The sequence below is a fragment of the Streptomyces sp. SCSIO 30461 genome (assembly GCF_037023745.1).
Lineage (GTDB): Bacteria > Actinomycetota > Actinomycetes > Streptomycetales > Streptomycetaceae > Streptomyces.
Genome location: NZ_CP146101.1, coordinates 7,126,686 through 7,148,570, shown reverse-complemented (window position 1 = coordinate 7,148,570; position 21,885 = coordinate 7,126,686). Strand labels below are relative to the sequence as shown.

At 69.8% G+C, this 21,885-nt stretch carries 17 protein-coding genes; 8 read left to right on the top strand and 9 right to left on the bottom strand.

Translation table 11 applies throughout. The features are described 5' to 3' along the window. Positions 1-106 precede the first annotated feature (106 nt). Positions 107-889: a hypothetical protein gene (locus tag V1460_RS32020; RefSeq protein ID WP_338677091.1), complete on the top strand. Its 783-nt coding sequence runs from the start codon at positions 107-109 to the stop codon at positions 887-889. 72 nt (positions 890-961) lie between these two features. Then, positions 962-2,350 carry a hypothetical protein gene (locus V1460_RS32015; protein WP_338677090.1) on the top strand — a complete coding sequence of 463 codons (1,389 nt, stop codon included), beginning with the start codon at positions 962-964 and terminating at the stop codon, positions 2,348-2,350. 96 nt (positions 2,351-2,446) lie between these two features. Here the strand turns inward: V1460_RS32015 and V1460_RS32010 are convergent, their stop codons facing one another. Further along, positions 2,447-3,715: an LCP family protein gene (locus V1460_RS32010; RefSeq protein ID WP_338677089.1), complete on the bottom strand. Its 1,269-nt coding sequence runs from the start codon at positions 3,713-3,715 to the stop codon at positions 2,447-2,449. A gap of 140 nt (positions 3,716-3,855) precedes the next feature. Here V1460_RS32010 and V1460_RS32005 point away from each other — a divergent pair, with 140 nt between their 5' ends. After that, positions 3,856-4,404 (top strand): acyl-CoA thioesterase, encoded by a 549-nt coding sequence (locus V1460_RS32005; protein ID WP_338677088.1) that lies wholly within the window; start codon positions 3,856-3,858, stop codon positions 4,402-4,404. Positions 4,405-4,441: 37 nt separating this feature from the next. On the opposite strand, the gene V1460_RS32000 is transcribed toward V1460_RS32005, so the two are convergent. Then, a complete protein-coding gene (locus V1460_RS32000; RefSeq protein WP_338677087.1) occupies positions 4,442-5,827 on the bottom strand; it encodes an LCP family protein in 1,386 nt (461 codons plus the stop codon). A gap of 335 nt (positions 5,828-6,162) precedes the next feature. Between V1460_RS32000 and V1460_RS31995 the strand changes: the two genes are divergently transcribed. After that, complete coding sequence (locus V1460_RS31995) at positions 6,163-7,200, top strand: glycosyltransferase family 2 protein (protein WP_338677086.1); 1,038 nt, start codon at positions 6,163-6,165, stop codon at positions 7,198-7,200. 90 nt (positions 7,201-7,290) lie between these two features. Here V1460_RS31995 and V1460_RS31990 read toward each other — a convergent pair whose 3' ends face one another. The 4 genes from V1460_RS31990 to V1460_RS31975 form a co-directional block, all read right to left on the bottom strand. Beyond that, positions 7,291-8,997, bottom strand: a complete 1,707-nt coding sequence (locus V1460_RS31990; RefSeq protein ID WP_338677085.1) for an LCP family protein — start codon at positions 8,995-8,997, stop codon at positions 7,291-7,293. Between the two features lie 31 nt (positions 8,998-9,028). Then, positions 9,029-10,798, bottom strand: coding sequence for an LCP family protein (locus V1460_RS31985; RefSeq protein ID WP_338677084.1), 1,770 nt, complete (start codon positions 10,796-10,798; stop codon positions 9,029-9,031). A 247-nt stretch (positions 10,799-11,045) separates the two neighbouring features. Then, on the bottom strand, positions 11,046-12,401 hold the full coding sequence (locus V1460_RS31980; protein ID WP_407077643.1) for an LCP family protein: 1,356 nt from the start codon (positions 12,399-12,401) through the stop codon (positions 11,046-11,048). 437 nt (positions 12,402-12,838) lie between these two features. Beyond that, positions 12,839-13,594, bottom strand: a complete 756-nt coding sequence (locus tag V1460_RS31975) for a TIGR03089 family protein (RefSeq protein ID WP_338677082.1) — start codon at positions 13,592-13,594, stop codon at positions 12,839-12,841. 127 nt (positions 13,595-13,721) lie between these two features. On the opposite strand from V1460_RS31975, the gene V1460_RS31970 reads away from it, so the two are divergent. The 3 genes from V1460_RS31970 (at position 13,722) to V1460_RS31960 (ending at position 17,751) form a co-directional block, all read left to right on the top strand. Continuing rightward, positions 13,722-15,329, top strand: a complete 1,608-nt coding sequence (locus V1460_RS31970) for a peptidoglycan recognition protein (RefSeq protein WP_338677081.1) — start codon at positions 13,722-13,724, stop codon at positions 15,327-15,329. Positions 15,330-15,541: 212 nt separating this feature from the next. After that, entirely contained in the window at positions 15,542-16,633 is a 1,092-nt protein-coding gene (locus tag V1460_RS31965; RefSeq protein ID WP_338677080.1) for an NDP-sugar synthase, read from the top strand. A 53-nt stretch (positions 16,634-16,686) separates the two neighbouring features. Next, complete coding sequence (locus tag V1460_RS31960) at positions 16,687-17,751, top strand: DNA-3-methyladenine glycosylase 2 family protein (RefSeq protein WP_338677079.1); 1,065 nt, start codon at positions 16,687-16,689, stop codon at positions 17,749-17,751. Between the two features lie 91 nt (positions 17,752-17,842). Here V1460_RS31960 and V1460_RS31955 read toward each other — a convergent pair whose 3' ends face one another. From V1460_RS31955 to V1460_RS31945, 3 genes are all read right to left on the bottom strand, one after another. Continuing rightward, the gene (locus V1460_RS31955; protein WP_338677078.1) at positions 17,843-19,222 is read right to left on the bottom strand and encodes a coenzyme F420-0:L-glutamate ligase; all 1,380 of its coding nucleotides are present in this window, start codon (positions 19,220-19,222) and stop codon (positions 17,843-17,845) included. Continuing rightward, complete coding sequence (gene cofD, locus V1460_RS31950; RefSeq protein WP_338677077.1) at positions 19,219-20,175, bottom strand: 2-phospho-L-lactate transferase; 957 nt, start codon at positions 20,173-20,175, stop codon at positions 19,219-19,221. The genes V1460_RS31955 and cofD overlap by 4 nt, the downstream gene beginning before the upstream one ends. Positions 20,176-20,236: 61 nt before the next feature. Beyond that, complete coding sequence (locus V1460_RS31945) at positions 20,237-20,740, bottom strand: cysteine dioxygenase family protein (RefSeq protein ID WP_338677076.1); 504 nt, start codon at positions 20,738-20,740, stop codon at positions 20,237-20,239. A 711-nt stretch (positions 20,741-21,451) separates the two neighbouring features. Here V1460_RS31945 and V1460_RS31940 point away from each other — a divergent pair. After that, positions 21,452-21,715, top strand: coding sequence for a WhiB family transcriptional regulator (locus V1460_RS31940; protein WP_030742398.1), 264 nt, complete (start codon positions 21,452-21,454; stop codon positions 21,713-21,715). Positions 21,716-21,885: the final 170 nt, after the last annotated feature.

Genomic DNA, 21,885 nt, shown 5'->3' with positions numbered 1-21,885 from the left:
GCAGCGGCACGGCGCGCCTGTTTGAAGTTGATCTCCGGAGTCTACGGATCCCGGCGCGAGTCAAGAGATCACGACTCGCTCACCTCTTCCGAAGGAGATCCCCACCATGTTCCGACACCCACGCTGGCTCGTCGCCCTGGCGGCGGCCACCACCGTCGCCGCTCTTGCCGCGCCGGCTGTGGCCGCCGAGCAGATAGCCGTGACCGAAACGACCGCTGCCGGCGAGGTGACGGAAGCTGCCGACGTGGCCGGGTTGGCCGACATCCTGGCTGCCATGGAAGGGAGGTCCGCGTCCGAGCTGACCATGTCCTTCGGAGTCCGCGATCGCAAGCCCGTTTCCGTCAATGACAACGCCTTCCACAGCGGGGAGATTGTTGAATTCAGGGGGACTGGATACGAGCCGGGCGAAGAGGTGTACGTACGGCTCATCCCGACCGCGTCGTTCCGGCTGAACCGCGATGTCGAGGAAGCCGAGGACAGCCTGTTCGCCGACTTCGGGGATCCGCGCCGCGACCGTCATATCGTGCTGCTCGGGATCTTCGCTGCCGACGAGGACGGCGTGGTGTCCGGTGCGGTCACCATCGAGGACCGCTTCCGGAGGAATCAAGAGGTCCTTCCGGGTGAGTACCTCTTCCAGCTCGCGGGCCGTGAGTCGGGACTCTGGCAGCAGGTGCGCGTGAGGATCCTGCCGTCTCGGCACGGCCGGGACGAGCACGGCCGCGGTGAGCACAGCCGGCGTGATCACAACCGTGGCGAGGCGAGCGCCGACGAGCACGGTCGCGGCGAGGACAAGAAGGAAGACGCGCACAAGAAGCAGGACGCGCCCAGGAAGAACGGTGCGCACAAGCAGGAAAAGGCCGAGCAGAGCCACGGCAAGCCGCGGGCCTGATCTGCCCCCAGCTTCGCGCGCCATCGGCGGCGCGGCGCCGTTCCCCGCACTTCCCCCGCTGAAAGGATTCGCATGTCCAGATCCAAGGGCGCCGCACGAGTATTGGGCACGGGTGTGTGCCTGGGCTCGCTCCTGGCGCTGTCCGCGCCCGCGGCTTCCGCAACGACCACGAACGTCATCTGCACCGAGATCGAATCCGGGGTGGTCTCCTGCCTGCTCCCCGGCGGTCTGTCCCAGATCGACACGGCCTCGTTGATGAGAGACGCCCAGGCCGTGACGGAGACCGTTTTCACCACCTCCACCCCGATGGTCATCACCGCCTTCGGCGGAGCCGGCCGCTACGGCGACAACGGAGGGGGGCTCTACCGGGGTGGCACCGGCGGCCTCGGTGGCAGGGCCCAGACCGTCACCACCGTGAGTGAACACTCCGTTCTGTACTACTACGTAGGTGAGTTGGGAGGTACCTCCGCGGGCGGCCGCGGTGGCGCGTCGACGCTCGTCTCCACTGTCGACCTCACCGAGGAGGAGCTGTGCATCGCCAACTACGCGGGCTGCACGGAGACGAACGTGCTGGCCGACGCCGGTGGCGGTGGCGGTGGCGGGGAGGGCAACGCCAACGGTGACGGTGGCGCGGGCGGCGACGGAGGCATCGCTGTCTCCGGTCGGATCATCTCGGCCGGCGCCGACGGCCAGAACGGTCGCGCCACCGCCGGCACGCTCACCCGCACCGGTGCGGGCGGGGACGGCGCGTCCGAGGGTGATGGTGGCGACGGCGGTCGCGGCGGTCGCGGTGTCGCCAGCAAGAGCGGTACGGACGGCCAGGACGGCATCGGCGGACTGGGCGGCCCGGTCCATACCTCCAACGGTCCCAACGCCGGCGCGTCCTGGACCACCGCTTCCGCACTCTCCTTCGGCGCCGACGGACAGGGCGGCGAGGGCGAGTGGCGTGTGAACGGAACCAACTACGGCAGCGGCGGTGGCGGTGGCGGTGGCTGGGGCGGCGGTGGTGGCGGTGGCGGCGGTGGTGAGGTCGTCACCGGTGGAGGTGGCGGCGGCGGCGGAAGCTGGGCCGCCGCGGACAGCGTCTTCGCCTCGGACGTCCCCGTCATCTCCAACGCCAACAGCGAAGGAAACGGCTCCGTCTACATGACGTTCGTGGGTACCGTCACGGGCGCCGACGAGCCGGAGGACGGTACGGACGGCGGCTCCGACGACAACGGCGGCAACGCCGACGAGGGTCGCGACAAGGACGACGAGGCTCGCGAGGAGCAAGAGGGCCGCGAGCACCACTCGGCCCGTGATCACCACTCGGGCCGTGAGCACCAAGGCGGCGAGAACGAGAAGAGCAGCAGGTACGAGGGCAGCGAACGCGAAAGCGGCAGCCGCGGTGACCACAGGGGAAGCAGCGGGGAGAGCGGCAGCGACAGCGAGGACAACGCTTACAGCAGCCGTGAAAGCTGACTGCTGGCGTCCGCGTCATCCGCAGTGTCAATCCGCAGTGTCAAAGGGTCCCGCCGACGGCGGGACCCTTTGACAGTCGGTGAAGTCGGCCGGGTGTCAGCGGTCCGATGTGACCGTGACCCGCTCGTCGTTCTTGATCTGCTCCACGAGCTGCTTGACCTTGTCCTTGTCCCAGACCAGGTTGCCGCCGCGGCTGCCGGAGATCGGTATGTTCATGGACTGCCCGTCGCCGCCGTTGACGCTCTTCATCGCGAAGAACATCTCGCCCAGGTCGAACAGCGACATGTCCTTGTCGACGATCAGGGTGTCCAGGCCCGCGCCCAGCGTCGGGTACAGCGAGAACGGGTTGAGGATGGTGCCAGGCGTCGCCGCCTGGTTGGCCAGGGCGGACAGGAACTTCTGCTGGTTCTTCGTCCGGTCCAGATCGCTGCCCGCGAAGGCGTAGCGGGTGCGGACGAACGCGAGGGCTTGCTCCCCGTTGAGGGTCTGCTTGCCCGCCTGGAAGTCAGCGCCGGAGTTCTTGTCCTTGAAGGCCTTCGGGATGTCCATCTCGACGCCGCCGAGGGCGTCCACGATGTTCGCGAAACCGGCGAAGCCGATTTCCGCGTAGTGGTCGATCCGAAGTCCCGTGTTGTACTCCACGGTGCGGACCAGCAGTTCGGGGCCGTCTTCGGAGTATGCCGCGTTGAGCTTCACATGGCGGCCGGTGCCCTTGTACGCCTTTCCGGACTCGGAGCCGACGAAGCTCGGTATCTCCACGTCCGAGTCACGGGGCAGCGAGACCATCGTGTTCCCGCTGCCGCATGCCGCGAGGATCATCATCGAGTCGGTGCGCTTGCCCTCGGCCGACCCGGTGTGCAGCTTCTTCTTGTCCTCGTCGCTCAGACCCTCACGACTGTCCGAGCCGACGATCAGATACGTCGTGCACTCGCCTTCCTCCGGCCGCTCGATGACCTTGGAGAGGTCCACCTCGCGGCGCATCTTGGAGTCGGCCCAGAAGTACGTGCCTATGGAGACGCCGAGCACGATGACGAGCACGGATATGAAGCCGACCTTGAAGCGGCGGCGCCAGTCGGGCGCCGGGCGTCCGGGCGCGTAGCCGTCCCCCGGGCCGTACCCCCCGTCGTCGTAGCCGCCGCCGTGGCCCTGGGAGCCGGATGCGCCGTGGCCCGTGTGCCGACCGGAAGGGTTCCCGTAGACCTGGCCCGTGTTGTAGCCGCTGTCGTAGGGGGCGCCGTAGCTGTCCTCATACCCCTGCGACTGCTGCTGCGGGACCGGTCGTCGCTGCACATGGCGCATCACGCGGGGGCCCTCGGGCTCCGCACCCCGGCCGCCGCGTCCGTATCCATCGGGCCAATCATTCATGCGGGACAGTGTGCAGGCCGCTTCCTGCCCGCCGACAGGGTGGGTGACGAATCGCACCGCCGCTGTAGCGAAGCTGATGCAATGCGAAGGCCCCTGGCCTGGGCACAGACCGTGCACAGGGTGGACATAAAGTGGACGACATGACACACCAGGCCCAGAATCCGGAGGGCGTCATTCCGGGTAAGCCCACCTCGGCTTCACGCACCACTCTCAGCCACATCATGACGGCGAATGAAACGAACCTTCTCGGAACCGTGCACGGTGGCGTGATCATGAAGCTCGTGGACGACGCGGCCGGGGCCGTCGCGGGGCGGCACTCGGGTGGGCCCGCTGTCACCGCGTCCATGGACGAGATGGTGTTCCTGGCTCCGGTCAGGGTGGGTGACCTGGTTCATGTGCGCGCCCAGTGCAACTGGACGGGGCGCAGCTCCATGGAGATCGGCGTACGTGTGCTCGCCGAGCGCTGGAACGAGTCGACGCCGCCCACGCAGGTCGGGTCGGCTTATCTGGTGTTCGCCGCGGTCGACGCGGACGGCAAGCCCCGCCCGGTTCCTCCGGTGATGCCCGAGTCGGAGCGGGACAAGCGCCGCTACCAGGAAGCGCAGATTCGCCGTACCCACCGCCTCGCCCGCCGACGTGCGATCAAGGAGCTTCGCGAGCAGCGCGCCGCCGAGGGGCTGGACGACTGACACACGGTCTCAGCGGCGCCCGCCCTCGCGACGCCGGTCAGGGGCACACCGCCTCGTCACCCGTCGTCGTCCCGAACGCCCCGCGCCCCGTCAGGGCCGACTCCGCCCGCACGGGGGTGACCTTGGTGAAGTCCGTGCCCGCAAGCACCCGCAGCGTGGGCCCCTGGTTCTTCACCGGGCGCAGCTCGCTGCCCGGCAGCGCGGCGGCCAGGGTGTGCGCCGAGCGGTCCCAGCGGGGGTCGTACAGCACGACCGTGCGGCGTACGTCGTGGCGGGCGCCGCTGTTGCGAGGTCTGCCGCTGGTGGTGAAACCGGTCGCGCGCAGACCGGCGTCCACGCGGGCACCGAGTCCGTCGATGCTGGTGCCGTTGTAGACCTGCACGCGGACCTGTGCTGGTGGCACGTCGACCAGCGCCTTCGCCGTGCCGTGGCGCCTGTCCGCGGATCCGGGCGGTGACAGGGGCTTGTCCTCGCGCAGCGCGCTGAAGAGCGCCTCCGCCTTCACCGGGTCCCACTGCACCGTCGAACCGATGCCCTTGATCGGGTGACTGGTGTTCCGCACCGGCACCGAGGTGAACTCCGACGAGGCGGGCGTGAAGTCGCGCATCGTGCTGCCGAGAGCCAGCATCTGATCGGCGCCGAAGGCCCGGTCGGCCCGCACCGACTGCAGCATCGCCTGGCTGACCTGGCGGAACTTCACGGGGTTCAGCAGCACGCCGCTGCTGGTCGCCTGCTGGATCAGCGCCGCCATGAAGCGCTGCTGACGCTGCATCCTGCCGAGGTCGGCTGCTCCGTCGACATGCCGTGAGCGCACATACTGCAGAGCCTTGCCGCCGTCCAGCTCGTGGGTGCCGGCCGGCAGGTCCAGACCGGTGTACGTGTCCTTCAGCGGCCGGGCGGTGCAGATCCGCACTCCGCCGACCGCGTCCACCGTCTTCATGAAGCTGGTGAAGTCGATCTCCAGGTAGTGGTCGACCTTGAGCTTGGTGATGCGTTCGACCGTGCTCACCGTGAGCGCGGGTCCGCCCTCCGCGTACGCCGCGTTCAGTTTCACGGAATGGGTGCCGTGGCGCTGTCCGGTGGTCATGTCCGTGTGGGCGGGGAGCGTCACGAAGGTGTCCCTCGGCAGGCTCACCACGCTCGCCCGCTCCTGGTTCTCCGACACATGGACCAGCATGATCGTGTCCGTGCAGTGGCAGGGCACGCCGCCGAGCCGGTACCTGCGGCGTTCGGCGGGGGTGATCCGGTCCCGTCCGTCGGTGCCCACCAGCAGGATGTTCGTGCCGCGTCCCGCCGCCGGGCGGTTCTTCATGTCCTTGAACGGGTCGACCCGGCCGATGCCGCCGTCCACACCGGAGACGAGCGCGTGTCCGATTCCGCCCACGCCGAGTACCAGCATCGACAGGCCCGTGACCACCCGCATCCGCCAGTCCGGGCGGCGTGCCGGGGTTCCTGTCCGCGCCGCGGTCCCGGCCTGTGAGCCACGACCCTGTGGGCCGCGTTCCCGTGGTCTGCGCCGCGGTGGCTGCGCGGGGGCCACGGGCCTCGGGCGGGGCGAGCGGGGCGGTGTGGGCACGAGTGGCACCTCGCTGGGGCCGGGGGCGGGGGCGTTCGGGGGATCCTCAGAACCGTAGGCCCATACGATCTTGGCCACCGGGAGGCGGACCGGGCGGCGCGCACCGGTGTCGCCCGTTCGCGGTAACGTGGCGTGCGAAGCCGCAGTCTCCCCGGAATGATCCCCGGACCCCCGAGGAAGCCATGTCCACCGCAGCACCCGCCGTCTCCGTGATCATGCCGGTCCTCAACGAGGAGCGGCATCTGCGCGATTCCGTCCGCCACATCCTCCAGCAGGAGTATGCGGGGGAGATGGAGGTGGTGATCGCGCTCGGCCCCTCCGCGGACCGCACCGACGAGATCGCCGCGGAGCTCGTGCGGGAGGACTCCCGGGTGCACACGGTGCCCAATCCCACCGGGCGTACCCCTGCCGCGCTCAACGCCGCGATCAAGGCGTCACATCACCCGATGGTGGTACGGGTCGACGGCCACGGAATGCTGTCGCCCGACTACATCGCGACCGCCGTGCGGCTGCTGGAGGAGACCGGCGCCCAGAACGTCGGCGGCATCATGCACGCCGAGGGTGAGAGCGACTGGGAGCGCGCCGTCGCCGCCGCGATGACATCGAAGATCGGCGTCGGCAACGCCGCCTTCCACACCGGTGGTGAGGCCGGTCCCGCCGAGACCGTCTATCTGGGGGTCTTCCGGCGCGCGGCACTGGAGCAGCAGGGCGGCTACAACGAGGAGTTCATCCGCGCCCAGGACTGGGAGCTGAACTTCCGCATCCGCGAGGCGGGCGGGCTGATCTGGTTCTCGCCCGAGCTGAGGGTGCAGTACCGCCCGCGCCCGAGCGTCCGAGCACTGGCCAGGCAGTACAAGGACTACGGCCGCTGGCGGCATGTCGTCGCCCGCTACCACCAGGGTTCGATCAACCTGCGCTACCTCGCCCCGCCTACGGCCCTGTGCGCGATCGCCGCCGGCATCGTGGTCGGCGCCGCCCTCACTCCGCTGGGCTTCGTCATCCCCGGTGGCTATCTCGCGGCGATCGTCGCGGGCTCGCTGCCGGCGGGCCGCGGTCTGCCGTTGAAGGCCAGGCTCCGGATCCCGGTGGCGCTTGCCACCATGCACATGTCGTGGGGCTTCGGCTTCCTGACCAGCCCGCGTTCGCTCGCGCGGAAGGTCATCGCGAGCCGCAGGCCCGCAGTGCGCGACTCAGTGCCGGACGCGCCACTCGACGTCTGAGCGTCCCGTACGCGGTATCCGGTCGCCCTCATACGGCGGCGGGACCCGGGGTGCCCGTACCCGGGTCCCGCCACCATCACGTTGCCGCAGCTACCAGGTGAAACCTTCCTGCACCTCCATGCAGGCCGTGGTGTCGGCTCCGTTGAGCGGGCGCGCCGACTTCGGCGCCTTGCCGTCGTCGGTGGTCGCCGCCTTCGGATACGTGCTTCCCTCGCGCCAGTCGGCCCCGACCACCAGTGTCACACCTGACACATCCGTGGACTTGCGCACCGAGGACACCGGGATGCCGAGGGACTTGGCGACCGCCTGTGCGTCGCCCTCCAACTCGGCGCTCGGGAAGTACACCGCCGTGCGCTCCAGCGGCTCGGCTTGCTGCCGGTCCGCGCCGGCCCGGGTGAACCCCTTGTCCACGAGCGTACCGGCGACCTCGGTGGCCCGCCCGCTCGCGGCACCGAGTTCATCGGTATACGTGCCGTTCCTCACCCGGATCCCGATCTCCGCGTTCGGGGCGGCCGAGTCGTTCGACACAGGCGGGGTCTTTCGCTTGGACGCCTTGCCGTCCAGCGGGATGTCCTCCCGTATGGACCGGAACAACTGCTCCGCGTCCGGCTGCTTGGGCTCCACCTTGCCCGCGAAATTGGACCGCTGGGTGTAGAAGTTCGGCATCGTGGTCATGGTGATGCGCTCGGTCGGCACCAGCTTCAGCTCTTCGGCGAGGTCGTAGAGCTTCCCCACGGTGTCCAGGCCCTTGTCCACGGTCAGCGCCGACGTGGCGGCCTCCGCCAGGGCACGCAGCTTGGTCGGGTCGGTGAGCTTGGTGCTCTTGCGCAGCTCGCGGACCATCGAGTTCATGTACATGTGCTGGGCGTGGGTACGGGCCAGATCGGTGCCGTCCTCGAACCCGTACCGGGTGCGGAGCCACTGCAGGGCCTGTTCACCCTTGATCGGATGGGTGCCCTTGGCCAGCTTCAGACCGGAGCCCTTGCCGTCCGCGGTGCGGGATTCGACGTTCTCCCTGACACAGACCGGCACGCCGCCGATCGCGTCCGCCATCGAGACCACGCCGGCGAAGTCCACCATCATGAAGTGGTCGATGGTGATGCCGGTGAGCTGGTACCACGTCGCCACGGTGCAGCCGGGACCGCCGCGCTGGAGGGATTCGTTGGTGAGCGTCCAGCCGGTGGCCTTGTAGGTCTTCCCGGTGTCGCGTTCGGTGCACTCCGGGATCTTCAGCACGGTGTCCCGCGGCATGCTGAGCACCGACATGTTGCTGCGGTCGGCGGAGACGTGCACCAGCATCTGCACATCGGCGAGCGGCGGCCCGTCGAAGGTGTCCCGCGCTCCGCCGAGTTCCTGGTTCGCCTTGGAGTTACGCGCGTCGGACCCGATGAGCAGGATGTTCAGCGGTGTCTGGCCGGCGGAGTTCGCCCTGTGCTCGGCCATCCGGTTGCTGCCGAGGTTGAGGTCGTCCTTCTTGATGTTGTTGTTGAGGTGGCGGTAGTACAGGTATCCGGCGCCGGCCGTGCCGAGTATCAGCAGGGACAGCACGGCGGCGACCCACCGGAGTATCCGGCGTTTCCCGCGTCGGCCGCGTTGTGGGCCGGCGCCGTGGTTCCGGGCGCCGGTCCGTGCCGCGGCCCTTGAACCCCCGGCGCCGCCGGATCTGCCGGCGCTGTCTTCGCCGCCTCCCTGCGCGTGCCCGTACCCGCTGTCCTGTCCGTCCGCGTGCGGGAAGCGCTCCCGCGTCCCCTCCCCACGCACGCCGCTGTGTACCACCCCAGGTCCCCCTGTAGTCATGTCAGGCGCCAGGGGGCCCGGTCGTCCGGGCTCACTGGGCGCAAACTTGTTTGTCCGCCGTGACCTTCTCCACCTGAGGCGCCTTCGCCGGTCCACTGACGGGCACCCCTGCGCCCTTGAAGTCGGGACCGAGGGTCAGCGTCATCGCCTCAAGGCCTACGGCGTCCTCGGTGCCGGGCTTCAGCGCCGAGGCAGGCAGGCCCATCAGGTCCGCGAGCTTGCGGGCCTGGTCGGCCTGGTTGGGCGCGTACGCCAGCTGTGTCGCTGCGACATCAGTCGGTGCGTTGCCCTTGTTGCTGGACTTGAGGACCCCTTCGGAGTTCTGCAGCCAGTCCAGGGTCCGCTGGGCGGAGCCCGCCGGGCCGCCACCGTTGAAGACATCGACCCGTACGTCCGACGCCTCGGCCCGCTCTCCCTTGAGGAGCGCGTCCTGCTTGGTCTTGGCGGCCTTCTTCTTCTGCGCTTCGACCTCGGTGAGTGAGACGTCGTTCTTGATCGCCGAGAACAGCTCCTCCGCCTTGGAATCGTTGAGGACGACGGTCGCCTTGCGGCCCACCGGCTCGTCAGGGTTGTCCAGGACGGGCACGGTGGTGAACGACAGGTTCTTCATGTCGAACTTGCCGAGCTCCAGACCGAGGTCGCGGAGCCTGCCGATGTCGCTGATCTTGTTGTCGACGGTCAGCGCCTTGGTTCCGGCCTCCGCGAGCTTGAACAGCTTGGTGGGGCTGGTGAGGGTGTCGTTCGACTTCAGCTTGCGCATCAGCCCGCTGAGGAACTGCTGCTGCACCTTGATGCGGTCGAGGTCGCCGCTGTTCCCGAAGGACTTCCGGGTCCTGACGAACGCGAGCGCCTGCTCGCCCTCGATGACGTGCTCGCCCTCGGGCAGGTCGAGTCCGGACTCCTTGTCGTTGACCGGCTTCGCCAGGCAGATCGGCACCCCTTCGACGGCCGACGTCAGGGTCTTCACGGCGTTGAAGTCGGCCACCATGAAGTGGTCGAGCTGTATGCCGGTGATCTTCGTGACCGTGCGCATGGTGCAGCTCGGGGTGCGGCCGGACTGGCCGAGGCTCACATTGAACCGGACGCCCTGCGACCCGGGGATGTCCTTGACGGAGCCGTCCTCCTGCGTGGTCTCGCAGTTCGGGATGTCCGTGATCAGGTCGCGGGGGATGCTCAACGCGGTCGCGTTCCCACGGTCCTTGGAGACATGCAGCAGCACCGTGGTGTCCGCGTGGCCGGGGCTGTCCTTGTCGCCGTAGCCGCTGTTGCCCTCACCGGTGCGCTTGTCCGTGCCGATCAGCAGGATGTTGATCGCCCGGTCGGGACTGAAGCCTCCGGTGCCCGCCCCGTCGTCCGAGATGGATGTGATGTTGGAGTTCAGGTGCTCGTAGTACAGGTATCCGGCGCCGACCGTGCAGACCATCAGCAGCGCGAGCGTGCCGCCGGTCCACAGCAGCACCTTCTTCTTGGGGCTCTTGCGCTGCTTGCGCTTGCGGCGTCCGGGGCCACCGGCGTGTGTGCCGCCGTCGGCGCCGCCCGGAGCGCCCGCGCCACGGGCGGACCGGCGGGTCCGCTGCCCGGGGACGTCCGACCTGCCGGGAGCGCCCGTCCGGGAAGTGGCGGTGCGGGTGGCGCCGACACGATCGCCGGCTCTCGACGGAGCGCCGTCGGAGCGGGGGGCGCCGACCGAATGCCCTGCGGAGCGGTCCAGTCGCAATTCGTAATTGCCCGTCTGCGGGTTCAGTACCCACTGGTCGGCGGGATCGATGTCGTCCGCCCGGCCACGGCTCTGCGCGTCCACGGTTGTTTGCGTCCTCCGTCGGTGCCACGCGAGGCGTCTCTCCCCCCTGAAGACGCTCGGTTTCTCGATCCGGTTGTCGGTGACTTCGCAGCTTTCGCTTACCGGATCGCGTCACACTATCCGCCCAGCTCAGCGCCGGGCGACGTCCGTGACAAATTCCACGCACCTTATAACCGGGCAATTTGCCCAAACCTCATAGACGGTGAGTGAGGCCTTGGCTGTCGCTTTACTCGCGGCAGCCGAAATGTCACACGCAGCCGCCGGAAGCGGCGCTGCTGCCGGTGAATGTCGGGGTCGCGCTCGGGTTGGCGGCGGAGCCCGTACCGTCCTGATTCTGGTCACTCTCCGCGGTCGAGTCGCTCGGATCGGTGCTCGATGTCCTGGAGGGGGCGACCACCACGGGCTGGTCCTCGCGCAGCCGATCGAAGAGCTGACTCGCCTTCGGCTCCACCAGTGCGTCGCGGTTGGGGTCCTGCGCATACGGCTGGCGCGGCACGGTCAGGAACCGCACCCGGTTCATGGGCACGTTCCGCAGGGCCCTGGTGAGGTCGAAGAGGTCCTTCAGCGAGTTCAGTCCCGGATCCGTCGTGATCGACTTGGTCGCCGCGTCCAGCACCGGGTAGAGCTTCGTCGGGTTGAGCAGTACCCCGTCGCTCTGCACCTTGTTGACGAGGGCGCCGAGGAACTGCTGTTGCCTGCCCATGCGTTCGGTGTCGCTTCCGTTGCCGAGCGTCTTGCGGGCACGTACGAAGCCGAGGGCCTGCTCTCCGTTGAGGGTCTGCCTGCCCGCCTTCAGCTTGAGGTGCGCGTCCTGGTCGTCGACGGGCTTCTTCAGGCAGATCGTGACCCCGTCGACAGCGTCGACCATGTCCTTGAAACCTCGGAAGTCGACCACCATGTGGTGGTCGACGCGGATGCCGGTGAGGCGCTCGACCGTGCGGATCGTGCAGGCCGCGCCCCCGAGCGAGAAGGCCGAATTGAACTGCGCGACCTGGTAGGCGGTACGGGTGCCACCGGGCGTACGGCAGCTCGGGATGGTCACCATCAGGTCGCGGGGCACGGAGACGGCGGTCGCGCTGCGCCGGTCCCGGGCCAGGTGCAGCAGGATCGTGGTGTCGGACCGCTGGCCCTTGGTCCTGCCGTACGTGCGGTTCCCGGAGCCGACCCGGGTGTCGGAGCCGATGAGCAGAAGATTGAGCGCGCCGTGGGCGGTGGACAGCGGTCGCTCCTTCTCGTAGCGGGCCAGCTCCTCCGCCGCGGTGAGGTCGGTGGTGATGTTGCTGTCGAGCTTCCGGTAGAGCCACCAGCTGACGGAGGAGACAGCGAGCACGACCACGGAGACGCTGAGGGCGGCCCAGCGCAGCCGATGGCGCCTGCGGGGGCCGGGTCCGGGGTCGGGTTCATGCCCGGCCCCGCCGAAGCCGTCGCCGCCCGAACCTCCGGAGCCGCCCGAACCTCCGGAGCCGCCCGAACCTCCCGAGCCGCCCGAACCTCCGGACCCTCCCGAGCCGCCCGAACCTCCGGATCCGCTGTGGTCGTCACCCCCGAGGCCGGGACCAGCAGCCGGACGGATCCCCAGGCGCCTGATCCGGGCGGCGCCCACACGCGCCGAACCGATCCCCGCCCCGGCGCCTCCAGGGCCGACGCGGGCGGTGCCGAATCCGGACGGGGCGATGTCCGATGGGCCGAACAGCGGCACCGGGGGCGCCAGCAGCGGTTCGGCCGGGCGGTCGGACCCCACCGGTGGGATGCCCGGCACTCCCGGGGCCGCCTCCAGCGGTGCCGGCAGTGGCGGAGCTGCCGGCGGTGCCGGCGGGACGGGTCCGGAGCCGTCCGCGGCAGGGCGGGTCGAGCCGTCCGCGGCAGCCGCGGCCGACTTGTCGTCCTCCGGTTCGGTGGGCGGGCCGGCGCTGTCCGTCACGTGGGACCATCCTCGCGGTCGTTCTCCGTACGTACGTACCGCCGATCATGTCCCGGACCCGGCGCTCCGGCCTGTGGGCCCGGGGGGCCGGTGCGCCGTACGGGTGGACCCGGTGCGCCTCACAGGGCGCGGTGGGTGACCCGCTCGCTCTCCACGCGCTTCTCCAGCTCCTCCGGGGACAACTGGTCCAGGTTGCGGCACAGGACCACCGAGCCGCCTGCGGCGAGCGGTGCGTACAGACCGTGGGACAGTCCCTCCCAGGTGTCGTACGCCTGTCCGGACAGCAGTCGGGAGCCGGCGGTCAGGCCGAGCCGTCCGGCATCCGTCCGGGCGCGCTCCACGAGCCGGGCGCCTGTCAGTTCCGCACCGCCGGCGACGGCGAGCGCGGGTGCGTCCGGGTCGACCGGCTCGTAAGGATGGAAGAGGTCGGCCATGCCGGGGACCTCCACCGCGTAGTCGGTGAAGCCCTTGGGCGGCTGCGGGAACCGGCCGCCGAGCGGGCGCAGCGCGAGAGCCACCCGTTCCCCGGGGCAGGCGCGGGCCGCGTCCAGCGTCTCGGGGCCGCTCACCACCAGATCGGCCGTCTCGGGCGCGCCGCCCACGTCCGCCACCACGCCGACGGAAGCACAGGCGAGTAGCCATACCGCGCTCTGCCAGTGCGCTGGCAGCAGCAGCGCCACCCGCTGGCCGGGTTCGGCGGAGAGCCCGTCCTGGAGCAGGTTGGCCGTCTTGGCCACCCAATTGGCGAAGGTCGCGACGGACAATTCGACGCGTTCACCGGTGGCGTCGTCGTAGAAGGTGACCAAGGGGCGTGCCTGGTCGGCCTTGAAGGCGGATCGCAGCAGGTCGGCGGGGGTGCGGTCGCTGGGGTTCACCCGCGCAAGGGTACGCCGCGCCGTCGGGGAGGGCCCGGCCTTCATGGCGACGACGCCCACGGTCGGGCCAACGATCCGTCATTTTCCCGGGCGGCGAGGGCGGGTGACGCGCTCAAAGATCGTGCTCATGCGTGCCTTCCTTGCTTCCTCGATCAGCGTCGCGTGCACCGCCGCGCTCGTGCTTCCCGTTCTCGTGCTGGAGTCGGGTACGGCTGCCGCCGCTGCGTCCGACCTGCCGCTGTCGGAGCCGCTGGGCTCCACCCAGTCCCTGCCGCTGTCCCGTATCCCCGGTGTGGAGCGGGCGGGTGACACAGCCGAGGCGCAGGGTCTCGCGCCGAGCGATGTCCAGCCGTTCTCGCTGCTCGGGGTGGTCTGGGACGACCCCGACGTGGTGCTGCACGGTGCGGTCCAGGTCCGCACCCGGGCCGTGGGATCCGGTTCATGGACCGGGTGGCAGGCGCTCGAAGCGGACGACCACCAGCACGGTGCCGACCCGGGCTCGATGGAGCGAGCCGGAGGCGGCCGGGTCCACGGAGCGACGGCGCCGCTGTGGGTCGGTGCTTCGGACGGCGTGGAGGTCCGGGTGATTCCGGAGCGGAGCGCCTCCGGAGCGGCGGATGTCGGGGCCGTCGCCGGGACGCTGCGTGACCGGTCGCCGGCACTGCCGTCGGGATTGCGCGTGGAGCTCGTCGACCCGGGGCAGGGGCCGGAGACGGCGGCGGCTGCGGAGAGGGCGCAGGGGGCGGGCGGCTCGGTCGGTCCGGCGCCGGGGGACGGCACCGTATCCGCCACACGGCCCGGCGGTCCCGCGGTGCAGCCGGGCATTCCCGCAGCACAGCCCGGCAACCCCGCGACGCAGCCCGGTAACCCCTCGGCCGTAGCGCCCCTCCCCGAGACCGTGGTCGAGTCGCTGTTGGATCCCCTCGCCGGTGAGGAGGAGCTCGCGGTGCCCGGCCAGGAGGCCGCCGCCGAGGCCGCCCGGCTCGCGGCGATGTCGCCCGCAGCAGCAGCCGCCACCGCCGTCAACGCCGATCTCGCGCCGCTGGGCGCCGATCTGATTCCCGCTCTGGACAAGGACGGGACGCAGAGCGAAGCCGGGGCCCTGGAAGACGCGAGCGTGCTCAAGACCTATATCGGCCCGCGTCCCGCCATCGTCACCCGCAAGGGCTGGGGAGCGGACGAGTCGCTCCGGGAACCGCAGTTCATCTACTCGAAAACAGTCAAAGCGGCGTTTGTGCACCACACTGCGACAGGCAACACGTACACCTGTGCCCAGGCGCCCTCCGTCATCCGCGGGATCTACCGCTACCACGTGGTCAGCAGCGGCTGGCGGGACATCGGCTACAACTTCGTGATCGACAAGTGCGGAAACATCTACGAGGGGCGCGCCGGTGGTGTGACCAAGGCGGTCATGGGCGCGCACACGCTCGGGTTCAACACCGACAGCATGGGCATCGCGGTCATCGGCACCTTCAGCTCGGCCCAGCCGTCCACCGCCTCGGTGAACGCGATCGCCCGGCTCACCGCCTGGAAGCTGGGGCTGTTCGGGGCGAACCCCAAGGGCACGACACTGCTCACGTCGGGTGGCGGCAACAAATTCCCGAAGGGCACCAAGGCCAAGCTCAACGTCATCTCAGGGCACCGCGACGGGTTCGCCACGGACTGCCCCGGCGCCCGGCTCTACAGCAAGCTCGCCACGGTGCGCACCACGGCGGCGAGGCTTCAGGGGCGCTGAGCCGCCTGCGACCTCTGAGCTGCCGGAGGCGCCAGGGCACCCCGTAGAACCGCAGAATCGCACCTCAGTACGCCTGCTGGGTCGTTCGCTCGTACGTCCGTACGCGTATCACCGCACCGCCGCACACATATGTACGAACAGGCTGCATACACTGACGGGTCATACGCACGAACAGCCCCAGCCCCAGCAGGAACAGGAAGCAGAGAAGGCAATTGACCCAGGCCCAAGAAGCGATCCTCCTGGTCGGCGGCAAAGGCACCCGGCTGCGCCCGCTCACCGTGAACACGCCCAAGCCCATGGTTCCGGCGGCCGGAGTGCCGTTCCTGACCCATCAGCTTGCCAGGGCGCGCGCGGCCGGCGTCGAGCACATCGTGCTCGCCACGTCGTACCTCGCGGAGGTCTTCGAGCCGTACTTCGGCGACGGCTCGTCCATGGGCATTGAACTGGAGTACGTGACCGAGGTGGAGCCCCTCGGCACCGGCGGAGCGATCCGGAACGTGGCCTCGCGGCTGCGGTCCGGCCCCGACGAGCCGGTGCTGATCTTCAACGGGGACATCCTCACCGGGCTCGACATCAGGGCTCTGGTGGACACTCACGAGCGCACCGGGGCGGATGTCTCACTCCATCTGACCCGGGTCGCCGACCCGAGGGCCTTCGGCCTGGTCCCCACGGACGGGCAGGGGCGGGTGACGGCCTTCCTTGAGAAGCCGCAGACGCCCGAGGAGATCGTCACCGACCAGATCAACGCGGGTGCCTATGTCTTCCGCCGTTCGGTCATCGACGGCATCCCGACCGGCCGCCCGGTCTCCGTCGAACGTGAGACCTTCCCCGAGCTGCTGGCGGCGGGGGCGCATCTGCAGGGCATGGTCGACTCCACGTACTGGCTGGACCTGGGAACCCCTCAGGCGTTCGTACGAGGCTCCGCCGATCTGGTGCTCGGCAGTGCCCCGTCTCCCGCAGTTCCCGGACGTCACGGTGAGCGGCTGGTGCTGCCCACGGCCACCGTCGCGTCGGACGCCAAACTCACCGGTGGCACGGTCGTCGGCGACGGCGCGTCCGTCGGCGAAGGCACGCGGGTCAGCGGCAGCACGATCCTGGACGGCGCCGTCATCGAAGCGGGGGCGGTCGTCACGGACTCGCTGATCGGCGCCGGAGCGCGGGTGGGCGCCCGCTCGGTGCTGTCCGGCGTGGTCGTCGGGGACGGTGCGGTCATCGGTCCGGACAACGAACTGCGCGAGGGCGTGCGGGTGTGGTGCGACACCACACTGCCCGCGGGCGCGGTCCGCTTCTCCTCGGACCAGTAGCCTCGAAGGAAGCCCGACAGCCCAGCAGACCCGACGCCCCGAGGACCCGATCCGTGGCTGGACGTTTCGCCCCCCGTACCCCCGTCACCCGCGCCACCACGCGCGGTGGCGAGGTGGCGGTGCCGACGGCCAGGGCTACGGGAGCCGGGCCAGGGGCATCGTCGGAATCGGGGTGCTGCCCGAGTTCGGGTTCCGGAACATCGGCGTCAGGAGGCCGGGAGCGGCGCTATGTGCCGCCCGGCCCGCTCGACCTCGGACTGGTGCTCGGCCCGCTGCGCCGCGGCCCCGCCGATCCCACGTTCCGCACCACACCTGACGGGTCGGTGTGGCGTGCCAGCCTCACCCCGGCGGGTCCCGGCACCCTGCGGGTCGCCGCCCGTGACGGCGCGGTGCGCGCCGAAGCCTGGGGTCCGGGAGCCGAATGGCTGCTGGAACAGCTCCCCGCCCTGCTCGGCGGTTCCGACGACCCTGACGCCTTCGAGCCGCGCCACCGCCTTGTCGCGGTCAGCCGACACCGCCGCCCGGGGCTGCGGCTGACCGCCACGGGCCTGGTCATGGAATCCCTGATCCCGTCGATCCTGGAGCAGAAGGTCACCGCCGACGAGGCCTACCGTGCCTGGCGGCTGCTCGTACGGAAGTACGGTGAGCCCGCACCGGGACCCGCGCCCGACCGCATGGCCGTGATGCCGCAGCCGCGTACCTGGGCCCTCATCCCGTCCTGGGAGTGGCACCGCGCGGGTGTGGACGACAAGCGCGCCGCCACCATCCTGCGTGCCGTACGGGTCGCCCGGCGTATGGAGGAGGCCGCCGCGATGCCTCCGGAGCAGGCCCAGGCCCGACTGGAGCTGATCCCCGGCATCGGCCCCTGGACCAGTGCCGAGACCATCCAGCGCAGCAACGGCGCACCCGACGCCGTCACCGTCGGGGACCTGCACCTTCCCGGTATCGTCGGCCACGCTCTCGCCGGCGACCGGGACGCCGACGATGCCGCGATGCTTGCGCTGCTGGAGCCGTACGCGGGCCAGCGGCACCGCGCCACCCGGCTGATCCTGCTGAGCGGGCGCACCCCGGCGCGCCGGCAGCCGAGGATGCCGCGCGGGGACATCGGGCCCCTCTGACGCCGGTCACGACAGCCCTGGTCCCGGTCATGGCAGCGGTCCGATGCCGGCCACGACGGCGGCTGAGCCGGTGAACCCGGCCGCGGGGACCTCACCGCACGCTGATGAACATCTCCGCGTCGCGCCCCGGCCTGTCCTTCGGCGGCTCCGCCGCACGTCCCACGGCCACCGCGCCCATCGGGTCCCAGTGCGCGGGCAGGTCGAGCACCTCACGCACCACTTCGCGGCAGAACATCGTCGATGACACCCACGCCGAGCCGAGGCCCTCGCCAGCGAGCGCCACCAGGAAGTTCTGCACCCCGGCACCGGTCGCGACGACGAACATCTCGCGTTCCGCCGTGTCCCGGCGCTCGTCGCCGTAGGTGTGCGAGCCGTCCATCACCAGGCACGGCACCACCAGGTACGGAGCACGGCGCAGCACATCGCCGCGCTTGATCCGCCCGGCGATCGACTCCTCCGACTTGCCGTCCCGTCGCAGATCCGCGATCCAGGCGTCCCGCATCGCGTCGAGCAGCCGTTCCCGCGCCTCGGCGGACTCCAGCAGCACGAAGCGCCAGGGTGTCGTGTGATGGGGTGCCGGAGCGGTCACTGCGGCGGCGACCGCCCGCCGCACGGAGCCGGGATCCACCGGTTCGTCCGTGAAGGCCCGTACGGTCCGGCGCAGTGTGACCGCTTCCCGCACGGCCTCCGACGTGCCGAGTCGGAACATGTCGTCGGCGGCGACCCGCACCAGCGCCCGTGCACCTTCGGCCCGTTCGCCGTGCCCCGCCACCACATGCCGGAGCCCGCGCACCACGGCCACCGGCAATCCGGCGGTCTTGCCCTTGACCAGGTCACCGGCCGAGGCCAGTTCGTCGGCCGTGGCGACCACCGTGGCACTCAGCGGGTTCCCATGGGCGTCGACTCCGCCGCGCAGGTCGTCGAGCACCCGTACGCCCGCCGCTCCGATGGCGACATCGGTGAGCCCGGTGCGCCAAGGCCGCCCGAAGGTGTCGGTGATGACGACACCGACCTCGACCCCGAGGGTGTCCCGCAGCCCCTCCCGGATGCGCTCGGCGGAGGCATCCGGGTCATCGGGCAGCAGCAGTACCGTTCCGGAGGGGGTGTTGGAGGCGTCGACCCCGGCCGCGGCCATGATCAGGCCCTGCCGGTTCTGCACGATGCGAAGGCCTCCGCGGCGCGCTACGACCCGGACGGTCTCCGCGTCGATCGCGGCCTCCCGGTCGCCGGCGGCGAGGACGCGGCCCTCCGCCTTGCTCACGATCTTGGAGGTGACGAGCAGCACGTCACCGTCGGCCAGGCCCGGTTCGGTGGCCGCGATCAGCTTGGCGACGTCATCGCCGGCCCGCACTTCCGGAATGCCGGGCAGCGCCCAGACACGGTACGACGGTGACGCCGGAGATCCCGCGGCCGGCGCCGGAAGGGTGCTGGACGGCGAGGAAGGATCCGTCGGCGACGCGGGCGTCGTCATGCGCGCACCTCCGCCGCGAGCGCCAGAGCCTCCCGGGCCATCGCCGTGGTCGCGTCGATGTCCGTCATCATCAGCGGCACGGCCTTGCAACGGATACCGGCCGCTTCGACCTCGGCCACGGACCCTGCGTCCACCGTGTCGACCAGCCAGCCGTCCAACAGCCCTGAGCCGTAGTGCCCGGCCACGGCGGCGGCGGTGGATTCGACCCCGACGGCCGCGAGCACCTTGTCGGCCATGCCGCGCACCGGCGCGTCGCCGACGATGGGGGACAGGCCCACCACGGGTACGCCCGCGTCCGCGATCGCCTCCCTGATGCCGGGCACCGCGAGGATCGTCCCGATGCTGACCACCGGATTGGACGGCGGGAAGACGATCACATCGGCGGCCTCGATCGCCTCCAGTACTCCGGGCGCGGGTTTGGCCTGCTCGGCTCCGACCGGCACGATCGCGTGGGCGTCCACGGAGGCCCGGAGCCTGACCCAGTACTCCTGGAAGTGGATCGCCTTGCGCTCGCCGTCCGCCTCGATGGCGACATGGGTCTCGACCCGGTCGTCCGACATCGGCAGCAGGCGCACACCCGGCTGCCACCGCGCGCACAGCGCCTCGGTGACGGCGCTGAGCGGATATCCCGCGCCCAGCATCTGGGTACGGACGATATGGGTGGCGAAGTCACGGTCGCCGAGGCCGAACCACTCGGGGCCCACTCCATAGGCCGCGAGCTCACTCTTGACCTGGAAGCTCTCGTCCTCGCGACCCCAACCCTGCTCCTCGTTGATGCCGCCGCCGAGCGTGTACATCACCGTGTCGAGATCGGGGCAGACCTTCAGCCCGAACAGATGGATGTCGTCACCGGTGTTGCCGATGACCGTGATCTCGGCTTCGGGCGCCGCCGCCTTGAGACCTCGGAGAAAACGAGCACCGCCGATACCGCCGGCCAGAACCACAATGCGCATGGGGACAGTGTGTCAGTGCCCGGTCGGCGCCGACGGGGGTGGTGATCGGCCGCGGCTTCGATCAGGCGGTGACGGGGGCCTGCCGGGCGGACGTGCAGTGGGCCGCGGTGTGCATCGGCATCTCGGTGAGCCCGGGGAAGTACACATGCAGGCTCACGGCCGGTTCGAGCGAGTCGTTGACCACCTCGTGCACATATCCGGGTGCGAAAACCCGCTGTGCCCCGGGTGCCAAGGTGCGCGTCGTTGTGGCGGTGCGCTCCGCCAACTCGCCGTCCAGGACGGTCAGCACACCGGATGACCGGCCGTGGTCGTGCAGTCCGCTGCCCTGTCCCGGCACCCAGGAGAGCAGCCAGACCTCGTAGCCGGGGCCGGTGCGCAGCCGGTGGTACCAGCGGGTGGTGGCGTCGTATCGGACCAGATGGGCCCACTGGCCACGGTCGGCGGTGATGGAGCGGGCGAGCCCGACGAACTCGGCCACGGTCGCGGGGTGCTCCCGTGCGGGCTGGAGGAGGTGCTGGACCTCGAGGATGTCGCCTGCGATCTGGACGTCGCTGTTGCTGTTCATGGGGTGCGGTGGTTCCTCGGCTGAGAAGAGAAGAGCAGTCAGAGCTGGGGTGTCGCGAATCCCGCAGAGCCCGCGAAGCGGCGAGTCGGGGAGGTGGAGCCGGAGCGCTGGGGCATCAACAGCTGGAACAGCAACAGCGAGTCAGGGCAGCGCGGCGGAACCCACGGAGGTGGGTCGCGTGAGGCGCTGCGGTCGCTGGCATGTCCTCCAAGGTGGCCAACCGGAGCCAGGATGTCAACTCAATGACCGATTTGGGGGTAATGATTCACCTCATCCGGTTACTCCGCTCGGAGAAAGGTTTGTGCGTGGGTGCGGCCGGAGACATGGCGCAGCAGTCGCACTCCCAAACATCGCCGGATCTTCGTGATCGGACTGTGATCCGGATCGCTTGTGTGGCCGGATCGCAACAAGGTCGAACACTCCGGCGTCCTCCTTTTCGAAGGGATCGGTGCATACCGGCTCTCCGAGGGCTCGTTGAGGAGGGGAGAGGTGGCGGAGTGGAGGGTGTGGATGAGGCGATAGAGGATGTCTTATTTCTTATGATTTACACACTTTCCGCATGGCCTTGGTTCCGCAGGGTGAATACGGGGCGCAATAGCAGATCTCGGCTTGACTGGCCCGGATCCACACACTTGTAATTTCACTCGTGTCGTTCGGCCGAAATCGGTAACGGCCGCTTCACGGGGACGCAAAGACAGACGAGGGGCGCACATGACCGAGCTGTTCCAACAACTGCTGGTCGAAGACGCGGAAGAGGAACTCGGCTGGCAGGAGCGCGCGTTGTGCGCCCAGACCGACCCTGAGTCCTTTTTCCCGGAGAAGGGCGGTTCCACTCGCGAGGCCAAGAAGGTCTGCTTGGCCTGTGAAGTCCGTTCCGAATGCCTTGAGTACGCCCTGGCCAATGACGAGCGATTCGGAATCTGGGGAGGTCTGTCCGAGCGTGAGCGGCGCCGACTGAAGAAGGCTGCTATCTGACCGAATGCGGACTGGCGCCGACCGCTGCGGACTGGCGCAGCCCTGCGCAGACGGACATGGGCTGACACGGACCGATGTGGACCGGTGCGGACCGGCCACACCCCGACCTTCCGCGGACCCTCCATCGCAGCGCTCGGGGCTCCACCGACTTTTCCTAGCGTTAGTGTGGG

Coding starts and splice junctions, on each gene's coding strand:
- V1460_RS32020 (WP_338677091.1), top strand. CDS start 107: ATGTTCCGACACCCACGCTGGCTCGTCGCCCTGGCGGCGGCCACCACC.
- V1460_RS32015 (WP_338677090.1), top strand. CDS start 962: ATGTCCAGATCCAAGGGCGCCGCACGAGTATTGGGCACGGGTGTGTGC.
- V1460_RS32010 (WP_338677089.1), bottom strand. CDS start 3,715: ATGAATGATTGGCCCGATGGATACGGACGCGGCGGCCGGGGTGCGGAG.
- V1460_RS32005 (WP_338677088.1), top strand. CDS start 3,856: ATGACACACCAGGCCCAGAATCCGGAGGGCGTCATTCCGGGTAAGCCC.
- V1460_RS32000 (WP_338677087.1), bottom strand. CDS start 5,827: ATGCGGGTGGTCACGGGCCTGTCGATGCTGGTACTCGGCGTGGGCGGA.
- V1460_RS31995 (WP_338677086.1), top strand. CDS start 6,163: ATGTCCACCGCAGCACCCGCCGTCTCCGTGATCATGCCGGTCCTCAAC.
- V1460_RS31990 (WP_338677085.1), bottom strand. CDS start 8,997: ATGACTACAGGGGGACCTGGGGTGGTACACAGCGGCGTGCGTGGGGAG.
- V1460_RS31970 (WP_338677081.1), top strand. CDS start 13,722: ATGCGTGCCTTCCTTGCTTCCTCGATCAGCGTCGCGTGCACCGCCGCG.
- V1460_RS31955 (WP_338677078.1), bottom strand. CDS start 19,222: ATGACGACGCCCGCGTCGCCGACGGATCCTTCCTCGCCGTCCAGCACC.
- cofD (WP_338677077.1), bottom strand. CDS start 20,175: ATGCGCATTGTGGTTCTGGCCGGCGGTATCGGCGGTGCTCGTTTTCTC.
- V1460_RS31945 (WP_338677076.1), bottom strand. CDS start 20,740: ATGAACAGCAACAGCGACGTCCAGATCGCAGGCGACATCCTCGAGGTC.
- V1460_RS31940 (WP_030742398.1), top strand. CDS start 21,452: ATGACCGAGCTGTTCCAACAACTGCTGGTCGAAGACGCGGAAGAGGAA.